This is a genomic window from Christiangramia sabulilitoris (genome assembly GCF_007050985.1).
Lineage (GTDB): Bacteria > Bacteroidota > Bacteroidia > Flavobacteriales > Flavobacteriaceae > Christiangramia > Christiangramia sabulilitoris.
Genome location: NZ_VHSF01000001.1, coordinates 580,005 through 593,524, shown reverse-complemented (window position 1 = coordinate 593,524; position 13,520 = coordinate 580,005). Strand labels below are relative to the sequence as shown.

The following is a 13,520-nucleotide window of genomic DNA, read 5'->3' as shown; positions in this document are numbered from 1 at the left end:
TTTGAAGTTGCGGTTTATTGACGATGTCATCTTAATATTTGTATTTACTGAATATCATTTTATCACTTTCCTGTTTTGAATTTATCCAGTTAGTTTTCCAGTTTGAATAATTCTGTATCTATAGCTTCAATCAACTCTTTATTTCTTAGCATGAGATTTTCATACAGCTGAATTTTAATTTTGCTATATAAAATAGATTCAGCAAGGACAATTTTAAACTCCTCATCCTTCTTGAGACCCAGAGTATCTATCAGAATTAATTTATTCATTTCAATTTCAGGATTATAGTAATCGGGATTATTATGCAGGGTACTTTCTTTCGATGAGACCTTATCCTTATAATTGAAGTATTTAAGAAAATATGGTCTCTTTAGGAGGTAATTGTCGAATTGAGGATGATCATTCTCGAATATCAACAGCGTTTTTCCAAAACTGTCATAATGATTTGAAATCTCTTTTTTAAGCTTCTGACTGGAAATTATATTTAGATTATTGTTCCTCAAATTATTAAATGCAGATTCATGTAATATTAATATCAACGAAATTCCAAGGGCATGTTCATATTTTATAGGGTTTTCTGGCTTAAGGTTTGGACTCATCATATAGTTGAGGAGCTGCTGTTCTGAATCTAAAAAAAGCTTATGGTAGGTGAGATTAAATTTAATATCAGGTTCGTCCAGCATTATATCCTCCTGAATACTTTTTAACTGACCTATCTCCCGGACTTCTATCTTTTTGGATTCATTCCAGTTATTAATTTGAAGGGCAATTAAAATTCCAATGACTACTAATACAATTTCACCAAGTGCATAAATTAGGTATTTAGTGAATTTACTTTCAGCTAATAAATTCTGTCTGATTTTTTTGAAGAATTGTAACATTAAAAACTTGTTGTTTCCTCTAAAGGTATGACAATTAATCAATTAGGCAGGATGGAAATAAATCAGGGATCCTATGATTTACGCACTAAAGCTTTGCCGATATTGAAAATTGTGGAGTTTAATAAATCTCACGATTTCAGTTTAGATTAAATCTCTAAACCCTCTGGCATAATTGTATGCAATATCCAAGTACCTAAGCCTATGGCCTGTTATATGCTCTTAACAAGTTTTTGTTTATTTCTGTTTATCAGATAGTAAGCCACGAATAAGTTAGGAACCCAACTTAGCCAGCCAACGATAAGGTAAGCCGTACTAAAATTTCCTGCGACTGAAGTTAACAGGGGAAGACATATTCTAAGGGTTACCGCAGAAAAGCATACAGCATAACTATAAATCATGAATTTCTGGTGCAATTGTATATTTCCCTTTATCACGGAATTATAGGCCAGGACAGTGGTTAGCAGCCAGACAACTCCGCTTAAGGTAAAACCAATAATATTGGATATGCCCCCGGTAGCGAACTGAGCTATATATATTCCACATATACTACTTATTAGTGCAGTTACTATATAAATCCTGCCGATATTCCGGTGCAATTTTATATTTCTTTTTCTAAGTTTTGGGCTAAACTGCGTCCATCCAACTAGTAAAGCAATTCCACCCAAGGTAATATGGCCATAAAAGTTAATATTCCACAATTGGTCATTTAATAGGACCTCACTCTTTGAAGATAATAACCCAAAATGGCGATCAATTAAAAAATAGATTATAGGGTATAGTCCAATCAAACTACTTAGAATACCAAAAACAAACCATTTTGACTTATGAATTACTTTATTCAAACTCATTAATTTTCTTAAAGCTACTATAAAAATCTGTACTTAAACCCTTTAGAATTTTTATGGAGTACTCAATTAGCTTACAGGTTTTCCCAATTGGAATTCATTTTTTTAATAATTTCATCCTGGCGATACTCTCCTAGCATTCTGAAGATGGAAGCATCATTTTTTATAATAATATAATTTCCACATCCAAAATCATAATTAAAAAATAATTGTCTTATAAAGTCATCTTTATCTTTAAACACGTGTTTTTTTCCATAATCATAGTTTTTTTCGGTAAAGAAGAACTGGATACTATTATCATTTTTCTTAAAATATTTCATATACTTCCTGTCAGCTGTGTAATGATCAATACAGGTTCCTTTATGCTTTACTTTAGGATCTTAGAAAAAATTAATCACAATATTTTTAGTAGAGTCAATTTTTAATCCGGTAACTTTTCTCAAGTAATTTATTACTGATAACCTTAAATCTGGGGTAATTTTGCCAACAGCTTCTCTAAATGATATTTTACCAATAAATGCTGTGTCATTCTCAATAAACTTGGAAATATAATTTCTATCTTTTTTTTTCTCTTTAAATTCTGCCAATCCAATCAGGTTTAAATTTTCATCAAGTAGAATTTCCTTTTTACCGGGATTCTGAGAGAAAGAAACCGTAGAAATTAAGATTAATATTAAAAACAGGATATTTTTCATTTTTCTTAAATTAAATCTAATAGTTGAGGTTAACATAAGTTTCTGGCGTAGCTAATTTTATCAAAAACCTTTTGATAATCCTCCAGGTAATATGCCTTTTCAGCTTCGTAAACTAATTGATAATAATCTTCCATATAGGAACATTCTTTATTTTCAGAGCACAATATGAGCAGAATGCCTATGAAATAAATAAATTGCTTGTTCATCTAAATTTGAGGTAAAAAATGGTTGCAAGGGTTTCGATTATTTACAAGTATCGGGATTAGGGAATGAGACTTTTTGTAAATACCGTTCATTTCCAGATTTTCTAATTTACATTTTTTCTGCAAAACTGCCTATTCTTCATAACCGAGGTATTATCCTGATATGCTGAATTCCTTTTCCCACACTTTCTTTTTCTTTTTAAAGTACCTGCTACCGGTTAACCCTACTATTCCAGTTGAAATCATTACCAGGGCATAAAAAATATCATAGGAGTTTTTAATATTTAAAATCAACGGCAGGCGGGTGAATATTTCTGCAGCAAAAGCACAATATAATCCAATTACAGACCAATACATCCACGCGAGATGAGTTAAAATCGGATTTTTAAAACCCCTAACATATATTGGGATCATTCCCATAATTAAGGTTATGGTACTAATTATTGCGAAGCAATGTAGAATTCCGAAGGCGTTATGTACCCGATATATAAGAAACGCGGAAATACATACGATAAACATTGAAATAACGTAAATTTTTCCAATCCTTTTATGAGAAATGGTCCCTTTGGAGTTGAGTAATAATATACTTCCTGATAGTAAAGCAATTATCGCTGCTATGGTATGAAACCATCCAATTACATCCTGTGGCATATCTTTCTTATTTAACTCAAAGATTAAATAAAAACCGAACTATTATAATTTCGAATTACTGAAATGTGGAATTGAATGGACGAATTGTAGAATATAAGATTTTATATAATTTTTCGGTTTAGGCAGTTATACATTGTTTCATAAAGTGGTTTCATCTATGTGCTTCCGCTTATTAAAATCACTATTTCCTGTTAATTCAATTTAACGTTATTATAATTGACTATATCTTCCAGCCTCGAAGCTGTATATGGGTCGGCTCAATTACATTTTTAAAGCAAAAGGGAGGTAATTCTTTTTCTTTTCATATTCATTACGTAAGAGATTACGTAGTTCTTCGTTCTGGTTCATTATAATATACATTGCTCCCTGTGCTCTAAGTATTCTATCTTTTTCATCTACTCCTAAATTTAGCTTATATAGTTGCTTTATCCCTGAAACAAAGGCATCATACATATTGTATTGAGGATCTTGCAGGTGATCTAAGATCGTTGTGAAACAAAAGGCTTCAACATGCGGTTTCCTGATGGTTTCCGTTTGTTTAATCCCGTTAATTCCCGCGCATATTTTACCCTCATAAAAACCACCATTGGTAATTCCTTTAATAGAAAAATACTTTACAGCAATATTCAGCATTTCATCCAGATTAATAGTATCTTTAGAGATAGAAGTTTCCCTAACGGTTAAGACTAAGGTGTTCATAACCTTAAAGAAAGCAGTATCATTTTTCAATGCTTTAATATATTCCTCTTTTAAACTATGCTGTTCACTCATTTTTGTTAACTTTTCGTAATCAACATTTTTTGTAAAATGCTGGCGTAAATAATTAATATGCCCTTTATTATTATTCACTAAATCGGCAAAAATCGAACTACTGTCAATCTCATTTATAGTTTGATATAGATATTCGCGCTCCCCATATTTCTTCTTTTTTATTTCAAATATTGCATCATATTCGTTTTGTATTGAAATTAATGGTTGGGAATATATGCTAGCGGAAAAGAGAATTAATGCAAAATTGAATAAAACATTTTTCATTTTTTCTGTTTAAATACTGAGATTAAAGCTATAATCTGTTTAATAATCATAATTTTAGAAGAGGAAACTTAAAAACAGAAAACCGACCTTTTTTTGTTTGATGTTACACTTCCTATTAAAATCAATTTGACACCGGCTCTGGTCTAAGCCTTTCCAATTATTTCCCGTCCTAAGGATAGATTGTGCTCAATCTGATTGAAAAACAGCTGGTTTCCGTTATCGCCATTAGTAAAAAGGATCAAACCTTCCCCTGTTTCAGGGAGCAACATGATAAGCGTTCTAACACCTTCATCACCACCGGTATGCAAAATAGCATATTCATCATTCTTTAAACCGGGAAGGATTTCCCATCCCAATCCCATCGCCACACTATGCTCTGTTCCATTCGTGCGAGTAACCATATCGTTATATAAATTCTTATTACTGGCGATTTTTGTCAGTACATATTCAGCAAATTTCGCATAGTCAGATATAGTGGTTAAGAGGTCGTCGGCGGCACTGGCACTGGTGTTCTTATAAATCTCGTAAGTGTTCTTCCCTTCAGCATCGTGCCACCTGGCAAATTTATCTTCTTCAATGATTTTATTCCACGTAAAACTGGTGTTTTTCATTCCTAATGGTTTAAAAATGATTGAATCTGCCAGATTTTCTATAGAAGTTTTAAATTTAGATTCTAGGGCATTTTTTAAATACTCGAAACCCTCACCCGAATACCCAAAGCCTTTTCCTGGTTCATAAATAAACTCTAACTTTTTGCTTTGGTTTTCCCATCGCCAGTTAGGAAATCCAGATTGGTGGCTTAGGATGTGTCGTGTCGTTAACTTCCTGCTCAGGGCTTCGTTATGGAGATCCGGGTCAACCCAATACTTATACACAGGCGTATCCAGATCCCATTGACCATTATTCACTAATTCCAGGGTTATCATCGTGATTATAGGTTTGGTAAGGGAGGCCACGTTAAAAATGGCATCCAGCGGTGCTTTTTCTTTACCGTATAATTCTCCAGTTACCTTAAGTGAAAATAGCTTATGATTCTTTAGAACAGCCGTAGCTAAAGCAGGAACCTTATGTTCGCGCAAATTCTTCTCAACCCAATGTTGATATTCAGATGCTGTGTCGTCAATTTTTGGAGTTTTATGATCATAACTCATTACCTTTTGGAGTTTCCAGTGGTCGCTTTTCTTCAACCAAAGATTGGTGAATCTCGCTGTACTGGTTAAGAACTTAGAATTATCATCCTTTAATGCATAAAACCGATGAGTTCCACTTTGAACTGCACCATAGATCTCACCATTTTCTCTTAAAGGAAAAACATGGTGATCCTCCAGGTTAAGTTCTCGTATTGGCTTATAATCGATGGAACATATGTTCTTTTTGATCCCGTTTTTAAAGTTTTCCTTCCCCATGGTTACACCAGAGATATCATGGTAGAACTCAAGGTTTTTATCAGCAGCCTGTTCTAAAGCTGACATATTACAATTATTAAAGCCTTCATTGAAAAGGAGACTATCTGCTACCAGTATCTCTTTTTCTATTTCAGAATATGAGGTGGTTTGACCATAAAAAGGAGTAGAGCACAGTAAAAATAAGAAAATGGATAATTGATGAAATTTCATTTTTATAAATGTTGATTGAAGGTGCGAAATTCTTAAAATTGAATATTTTTACCTCCAAATCAACCCGCCAAAATACCGCCAATGACACGTCAACGTTTATAAAAAGCTGAAATTAAGACGAATATATAATTCTTGTTTTTTTTGAAGTTCAACTGCATTTCTCAAGATTATAAAGATATTGACTAGTGCAGCAAGCAAAATTGCGGGTAATAAAATTTGTCTGCTTATCCCAAACCATCTTATTAAAAACGGGATGACGCCAATAAGAATTGTGGAAATTATCGACCATAAAATCTGAATTGAAATTATCTGGCCCGCAATGCTATTATTTTGGTTCCATTTTTTCTTTAATACAAATGGTAGTAAAATATGAAGTAAAGGAATAAAGAAGAACAGAGAAGATAAATTGATCCATTTCAGGTAATAAAGATCCTTACTTCCATTATCTGATTTTTCTCTTACCAGGTCGGTTTCAGAAATTTCTAATGCTTTTGATAATGCTTTTAAAGTAAATCCTTTTGGAGGCGATCCAGCTTCAATGCGTTGAATTGTTCTTATGGAAACACCCGACTTATCAGATAGTTCTTTTTGCGTAATATTCTTCTTTTTTCGGTATTCTAATAGCTTGGACATTTCAGTAATAACAAAATAAACTGGGACAAAATTAATAAATTATTGAATTTAGTCCCCGCGGTAATTTTCAGTTGAAATAATGCAAGATAACTTCATCTTTAAATTTGTATCTCTGAACCATATTAAAGAAGACTTATGTAATAGATATTTACTGAACTTATTCTTAGAGAGTAGTTTTTACCTGATTCTTCGAAAGAACTTGATCATAAGAGGTTAATTTCTCTAATTGTATGATTTTAAATTGCAAACAGAAATTCAAAGTATTAGAGCCTGACAGTTTAGGTCTTAATGGTAATTGAATAAAATTTGTAATATTGTTTAATAGATAAGTTTTAGTTCAAATCCTAAATTTCTACTCATGTTAATAAATAAAATTTTAAAAACTGGCTTAATAATTCTATTCACGACTTTGCTATCAATAAATCTTGGTTGCAGTTCTGACGATGATAGTTCTACCGAATCTATTGAATTAACTGTCAATGGGACGATCCTTTTTGATGATGGAGATGATTTTTTTGGTGATGTGGACGGTGATTTTACCGGAAATGGAGGTAGTGCCGAAAGAACATTTTTATGGCGAAACTCGTTAAATACAGCAGATTATAATGCTGATATAACATCATCTACTAATGGTCTGTTTAAAATGGAAGTTAAGGATGCAGATGGAAATGTTGTTTTAAATAAGACGTTACGAGGTGGTGTCGAACCTGATTCATTTTCTGGTGTAACTGCCAGCGGAACATCCGGAATTTGGTCAGTAACTATTTCTCTTTCTTCATTCAACGGCGATGGAAGCTTTTCTTTAAGCGAAGGTGATTAGTTTTCTTATTTCAAACATTATTTTTAGACAACTTCATTTATCGATCTTATAATTTAGTTCTTAAACAGATATATTTTGCGGTTGTATATTACTGCCAGTTGCAGACGTAATGAACACATCCTATAGTTGCGGAAACGTCAGCTTAATTCTTTGGCCGGAATATTAATTTTCGATCTTAAGCTATTGCCTAATGGCGATCTAACATGGCTAAATACTAGATGTCAAGGTACTTTACTGCGGCAGAAGACATTTCCCTGTAATTGTGACCTACATCCTGAATTGTATCAATTTTCCAGTGTAAATCCCATGACTTTCGTTTAGCTGAACGGCTGGCGGCTTTAAAAAAGTTTGATCCTCTTTCCAATCGATGCCTTCCTTGTTGCATTGCTAATTCAGTCTCCCGGAATGTCCCCAATTCCGGGTCATTATCATTCTCACCTAATAGAATGATCATTTTTTTATTAAAGGACTTTTTAAGAGAAGTGTCTGTGACGGGAGTGTCTTTTAATCCGTAGGGATATTCCAGATCTTCCGTGGGCAGGGTATAAAATCCGGCATTTGCAGCAATAGCATTTTCTATTCTTGCTTCCGGCATTAGTAAAATCATACGGTGAACAAATTGTCCACCAGCAGAATGACCAAAAATATCGTAGTTCTTGTTGGTAATATTATTGGTTTTTTTGAGGTGATCGAAAATGTTCTCAATTACCTGATAAGCCCATTCTTCTTCTGGATTCTTTGAGCCAAAAAAAGTATATAAGTTTCCTTCCTGATAATCATTGGTGATATATTTTGAAAATTTATTTTCAAACTCCGGAGCTATAATAAGTACATTGTTTATTTCAGCAATTTCTTTCCAGGCATCCAGGTAGTCATCTGCATTTCTACCACCGCCGTGCATTACGAATAAAATTCTATCTCTATTTTTCCAGTTTTCGGGTTTATAGGTCCATACTTTAATTGATTTTCTTGAACTATGCTCATAGGAGTACATCACAAAAGAGTCAGATCCATTTTCTATTGCTTTTGGATCTGTTACTTCCGGACCTTTAGGCATTTTATACAGGTAGATATATCCCGAGCTTATACAAACTATTAGAATCAGTATTATAGCGAATAAGACTTTTTTTAAAGTCCTGAAAAATTTATGCATGGTAGTTAATTAGTAAAGACAAATTTGAACTAATTTTCTTAGACCGGAAAATTCTTATATTAAGTCATATATAGTTTAAAACTAAACTTTAAAGATATCACTTCCACATTATAAGCTAATGAGGTAAGGTAGCTCAGGTACTGTCGGAATGTTAGTTTAGTCCGTTGGCCAGGTTAATTATATTTCTACCTAAAACTCCGTCTATTGACAATTAATAGCTATTGGTAGTTGGAGTAAAAGCCTATTTACTTTATACTAACCAATAACCTTAATTTCTGGGTTAATCTCGACGATCTTATCTACAAATATTTCATTTGATTCTGGGCTAATGTATATTTCATCATATTTGTCATACTTAATAATAAGTCCTTTTCTGGCCATAGCAGGTTTTAATCCTACCCAAAGAGTTTTATTCTTTATAATCTCATGAATTCTTTCTATCTCAATTTTGCCTTTGATCGGTCCACTTTGATAAATTAACGTCTTCTCCGTTAATTCATATTTAGTTGAAAACTGAATCCAAAATAGTAGAGCAAGAATCAAAACCATGGTCAAATCAGTCAGAAGGAATTTGTAATATAAAATACCTTCAGAAAAAATACGATACATTAAAAACCCGAGGAATAAGACTGCTGAACCATAAGTCATTATTTGAAATAAGATATCCTTTTTAGCTTTAAATTTCATTCGGAAAATATACTATAATCATTTCTTATTTAATCTGGATCTTGTCCACCTATTGCCAACATTTTAGGTTAATTCCTGTTAGTGGAGTAGTGGACGATCAGCTGTTGGAGGTAGTAAATTCTAAACATAATCTTGAGGTTTAAATTCCATTGTATAATCAAAATATTCAGGCTTTGAAATTCCTTCTGCATATTTTAAATTTTCAGGTTGGTCATATTTTTTAATATATGCATTACTGATTTTTTGATTTATTGGGTTGCCGGGATCAATTTTCACTCCTTTTACCCTGATTATTTTTTCGCCATATTTTATTTCTCCGATTCCTGTTTTTTCAAATTCTGTAAACCAGCTTCTTTCGCTTTTGTTCCAGCTTCTGGCAAAAATTCTTCGATCTACTTCTACCATCCAAATTTTTAAAAAGGTTGGTCTTGTTAAACCTCCTTTTATTTCAATTAATGTATTAGTTGCTAAATATTTATATAAGTCTTTTGAAAACATATCATTTATACTATTATTCAAAACATTAGTTTCTGTATTGGTTACCACCAGTTGACCCGGTAAAGGGTGCGTCCCGATAATGCGGAACTCGGTTTAGTTTTTTTATAGTTTACCAGGTTTATTAGTATCCTTTCAATGCTACACACCTATAACCGATTAATATTGTTGTGATTTATTTTATTAAGTTTCCTTTAATATTAGATAAATAGTGTAAGTCAAATAAAATATCACAAGTACAGCTGCTTCCCATCTATCTAGTTTTTTTCTTTTTCCTGTAAACATAGCAAGAATCAGAAACAGGGTACCTCCAATTAATATAAACAGATCAATGTTGAAAATGTCGTTATAATTGATAGGTTTAATGAAGGAACTAATTGAAAGAATTAGTAGAATATTAAAAATATTGGAGCCTATTACATTTCCAATTGCAATATCACTGTTTTTTTTAAGTGCAGCCACGACCGATGTTAATAATTCGGGCAGTGAAGTTCCAGCAGCAATGATAGTTAATCCAATAATCTTTTGACTCACTCCTAGGTCTGTTGCGACAGATATGCTATTGTCAACAACTAATTTACCACCAACAATGAGACCTAAAAGACCAAATGAGATCAGTTTCCAAATTTGTAAATTAGACTTTAGCTCATAGGCAACAACTTCACCATCATCAGTCTTCATTTGTTTAAATACGTAAAATATAAAGATCAAAAAGAGGATAAATAATATAAGACCATCAAATCTTGAAATCCTGGAATTTGCGTTTAAAAACAAGTCGTTTGCCAGTAGTAACAAGAGGATGGTAATAATTAATGAAATCGGGATTTCCCGCCATGCCGTGGAAGACTGGACTTTTATAGGATATACCAAACCGGCTATTCCAAGGATAATGAATAAATTGAAGTTATTACTACCTATAATATTTCCTAAAACTATATCAGAGAATCCATCAATTGATGCCATCGAGTTTACTACCAGTTCAGGAGCCGAAGTTCCAAAAGCAACTATAGTTAATCCTATGGCCAGATCTGAAATATTGTGTTTTTTGGCTAACGAAGAAGCCCCGTCAACCATCCAATTAGCTCCATAGATTAAGGCCGCAAAACCAATTATTATCAATATTAGAGATATTACCATGTGCTGTTCTAATTATAATTTTATGTGCCAAAATCTTAACTATTGTGATTGGATTGATGGTTGGCATTTTTTACAAAAACAGTATAAATATAGTTGAAATAACAATTGGAAGTAGTAGTGAATATAAGCGAGAATTCCGGAGTGAAATTCGGAACATAAAATGAATTTAGATAGTTGATGTGAAAAAGAAAAAATTTACAACTCTTTCAATTATTTTTATTGATTTTGGCATTTCTTTAAAATTCACCATCGTTCCCGTTTTAGCCATATGTTTGAGTAAATGATGCATCACGATGGTTTGGGATTTTCTTATTATTGGTTCCCTGGTCATCTTATTTATTTTCTTGCTAACGCTACCGGAAATTGGAAATGAACCATGTTAAGTTTAATTTTTCTAAATTTTGATGGTATAACCAGAAAGAATCAATGAGAGGAATAAGATTAAATGAACCGTGGGAACTAGAGATTCCGTCAACAATGATAATCCCCTCTCTTTAATTTCGTTTAATTCTCCGAGACTCGGATCACCTTTTAAAGCCCGTGAAAACTAAAGTAACGTTGCTTTCCAATCATTCTTCTATGTATAATATCAAACAATTTTACGGAGTAGACATCAGTAAATCTTCCTTCGATGTAGTAGACCAAAATGCCAAACATGATCAATTCTCTAATGACGTAAGGGGTTTTAAGAAGTTTTTAAAAACTATCAGGAAGGATAGTCTAGTAGTTATGGAAGCTACCGGTTATTACCATTACAGGCTAGCCCAGTATCTTTTTGTGAAAGGGATCACAGTGTCGGTTGTGAATCCACTTTCGGTGAAGCGTTTTATTCAGATGAAGCTCTCTAAGATCAAGACCGATAAAAGTGATGCCAAAGCGATCTGTGAATATGCGCAGGCTGCAAAAGTTCCGTTGTACAAAGCCAGAAATCACGTTCAGGCAGAATGTTTACAGCTGCTGAGTCTTCAGGATTTGTATCTGAAACAACGCACAGCCGTGAAGAATAAAATACATGGAGAGAAAGCTATGGGAACACCTTCGAAGATGGCCAGTAGATCGCTAACCCGTATGCTGAAACAAATGGAGAAAGAATTAGCCCAGCTCGAATTAAAGCTGGAATCATTGGTTGAAAAGGCTCATGAAGATCAACTAATGCAGTTAACCAGTATCCCGGGCTTGGGAAAGAAGACAGCAATTCTCTTAATTGTTCTTACTGATGGCTTCAACAGTTTTGAAAATGCCAGGCAACTTTGTTGTTATACTGGAATCACTCCCACTATCCGGCAATCCGGAACCAGTGTGAGGGGTCGTAGTCGAATAAGCAAAGTGGGGAACCGCAAACTGCGAAACCTGCTATTTCTATGTAGCTTTACCGCTTGTAGGAACAATAAGGCCTGCAGGGAACTTTATGATCGTATTGTGGAACAAGGCAAGAGTAAGAAACTGGCATTGATCGCCGTGAGTAATAAACTCCTGAAACAGGCATTTGCTATTGCCAAATCAGGAACATATTACCAGGAAAATTATATGTCGAAATTAGTTTAGAAGTATTTGGATTTTAGTTTAATTCTTTGTTGCCGAATAAAAAATCTGGGAGGATTATAGTAAGTAGGTGAGTACTAGCAATGAAATATACATGGTGTTAGCATACCTTATATTTAATTGCTTCACAACATTTCTATTGTTCAATTTATTTTTTGGAGTGTTGATTTAATCTGGGCACATTTTACCCAAAAGTGTTGTATCAAATTATGGTAAGAAGTTAAAAAGTTAATATTTTATGCATTCTTTTAATTCTTTAAAAAAATTATTCAATCAATTCCAAAAGTTAAATGTAAAGGCGGCATTGAAGGCCAAAAAAAATCATTTTAAGCAACTAGTGCTTAGAATGATTTTTAAATGTATTAGTATTATTTAATACGTTAATGTTCCATCACCGCTCATCGTAAATGTACCGCTAAACTCGGTGTCAAATGTAATTACAACGGATTCGTTAAATTCTCCAGTGGCATTTTCAAACCGTCCAGTCCCGCCATCGAAGACCAACACCTCTTCAAATGAAGTTGGAGAAGTCCACAGAATATAACTGTGAGTGCCATGCAATTCATCACCATTCGCAGCTGTAAGGGTGAGTGTTCTTGTTCCTAAATTATTTCCTTCTCCGTTAAAACACCATTCCTCGAACATAGTAATGAATCCTAGATGTGTTGCTGTTCCTTCGCCAGGAGCATTTAGAACTATAGCTGGACAAGTTACACCATCACCTGGAAATAAACTAAAATCACCTTCTGCTTTTATTTTAAAAGGACGAGTGACAGCCTTTTCTATAGGATTACTCCTTAAGTCTACCTGTTGATTGGTTAAATTAGCTTCATCTGTGATTAGTGAATCGCTACTACAGGCATACAAAGTAGCGATTGACAGTATCAGAACTAAAATTCGATTTTTCATAATTAGTTTATTAAGTTAATCCAAAAATTAATATTGCTATTAATTCTTATTCGCCACATCAACGTAGGTAATAATAATTTCTAGAAGGACTCTAGAGCAGTAAGTCATTTAGAATAAAAAAGTAGATTGTTGAGGTTTTTATAAAAACAAAGGTAATGTTTAAGTGTCTGAAAAACAAGGATTTACAAGTGTTAATATATGGGAGTAGAATATTTGTA

Annotated in this window: 16 protein-coding genes; 2 read left to right on the top strand and 14 right to left on the bottom strand. The window is 33.3% G+C overall.

Annotation, left to right across the window (positions count from 1 at the left end; translation table 11 throughout):
• Positions 1-89: 89 nt before the first annotated feature.
• The 9 genes from FGM01_RS02795 to FGM01_RS02760 form a co-directional block, all read right to left on the bottom strand.
• Entirely contained in the window at positions 90-881 is a 792-nt protein-coding gene (locus tag FGM01_RS02795) for a DUF6090 family protein (protein WP_143409617.1), read from the bottom strand.
• Between the two features lie 209 nt (positions 882-1,090).
• Entirely contained in the window at positions 1,091-1,723 is a 633-nt protein-coding gene (locus FGM01_RS02790; RefSeq protein ID WP_243735749.1) for a DUF2306 domain-containing protein, read from the bottom strand.
• Positions 1,724-1,800: 77 nt separating this feature from the next.
• Positions 1,801-2,046, bottom strand: a complete 246-nt coding sequence (locus FGM01_RS02785) for a hypothetical protein (protein WP_143409615.1) — start codon at positions 2,044-2,046, stop codon at positions 1,801-1,803.
• Positions 2,047-2,106: 60 nt separating this feature from the next.
• Entirely contained in the window at positions 2,107-2,421 is a 315-nt protein-coding gene (locus FGM01_RS02780; protein WP_143409614.1) for a hypothetical protein, read from the bottom strand.
• Positions 2,422-2,450: 29 nt separating this feature from the next.
• Positions 2,451-2,627 carry a hypothetical protein gene (locus FGM01_RS14495; RefSeq protein WP_166435177.1) on the bottom strand — a complete coding sequence of 59 codons (177 nt, stop codon included), beginning with the start codon at positions 2,625-2,627 and terminating at the stop codon, positions 2,451-2,453.
• 150 nt (positions 2,628-2,777) lie between these two features.
• Positions 2,778-3,275 (bottom strand): DUF2306 domain-containing protein, encoded by a 498-nt coding sequence (locus tag FGM01_RS02775; RefSeq protein WP_143409613.1) that lies wholly within the window; start codon positions 3,273-3,275, stop codon positions 2,778-2,780.
• A 261-nt stretch (positions 3,276-3,536) separates the two neighbouring features.
• Entirely contained in the window at positions 3,537-4,310 is a 774-nt protein-coding gene (locus tag FGM01_RS02770) for a hypothetical protein (RefSeq protein ID WP_143409612.1), read from the bottom strand.
• A 143-nt stretch (positions 4,311-4,453) separates the two neighbouring features.
• On the bottom strand, positions 4,454-5,926 hold the full coding sequence (locus FGM01_RS02765) for a serine hydrolase domain-containing protein (RefSeq protein ID WP_143409611.1): 1,473 nt from the start codon (positions 5,924-5,926) through the stop codon (positions 4,454-4,456).
• A gap of 96 nt (positions 5,927-6,022) precedes the next feature.
• Positions 6,023-6,559 (bottom strand): helix-turn-helix domain-containing protein, encoded by a 537-nt coding sequence (locus FGM01_RS02760; protein ID WP_143409610.1) that lies wholly within the window; start codon positions 6,557-6,559, stop codon positions 6,023-6,025.
• Between the two features lie 409 nt (positions 6,560-6,968).
• Between FGM01_RS02760 and FGM01_RS02755 the strand changes: the two genes are divergently transcribed.
• Complete coding sequence (locus tag FGM01_RS02755) at positions 6,969-7,379, top strand: hypothetical protein (RefSeq protein ID WP_243735748.1); 411 nt, start codon at positions 6,969-6,971, stop codon at positions 7,377-7,379.
• Between the two features lie 214 nt (positions 7,380-7,593).
• Here the strand turns inward: FGM01_RS02755 and FGM01_RS02750 are convergent, their stop codons facing one another.
• From FGM01_RS02750 to FGM01_RS02735, 4 genes are all read right to left on the bottom strand, one after another.
• On the bottom strand, positions 7,594-8,532 hold the full coding sequence (locus FGM01_RS02750) for a steryl acetyl hydrolase (protein WP_143409608.1): 939 nt from the start codon (positions 8,530-8,532) through the stop codon (positions 7,594-7,596).
• A 255-nt stretch (positions 8,533-8,787) separates the two neighbouring features.
• Entirely contained in the window at positions 8,788-9,219 is a 432-nt protein-coding gene (locus tag FGM01_RS02745) for a PH domain-containing protein (RefSeq protein WP_143409607.1), read from the bottom strand.
• 120 nt (positions 9,220-9,339) lie between these two features.
• Entirely contained in the window at positions 9,340-9,738 is a 399-nt protein-coding gene (locus FGM01_RS02740; RefSeq protein ID WP_243735747.1) for a DUF2255 family protein, read from the bottom strand.
• Between the two features lie 159 nt (positions 9,739-9,897).
• On the bottom strand, positions 9,898-10,851 hold the full coding sequence (locus FGM01_RS02735) for a calcium/sodium antiporter (protein WP_143409606.1): 954 nt from the start codon (positions 10,849-10,851) through the stop codon (positions 9,898-9,900).
• A gap of 579 nt (positions 10,852-11,430) precedes the next feature.
• Here FGM01_RS02735 and FGM01_RS02730 point away from each other — a divergent pair.
• The gene (locus FGM01_RS02730) at positions 11,431-12,396 is read left to right on the top strand and encodes an IS110 family RNA-guided transposase (RefSeq protein ID WP_143409605.1); all 966 of its coding nucleotides are present in this window, start codon (positions 11,431-11,433) and stop codon (positions 12,394-12,396) included.
• Between the two features lie 369 nt (positions 12,397-12,765).
• Here the strand turns inward: FGM01_RS02730 and FGM01_RS02725 are convergent, their stop codons facing one another.
• Entirely contained in the window at positions 12,766-13,302 is a 537-nt protein-coding gene (locus tag FGM01_RS02725; protein ID WP_143409604.1) for a hypothetical protein, read from the bottom strand.
• Positions 13,303-13,520 lie beyond the last annotated feature (218 nt).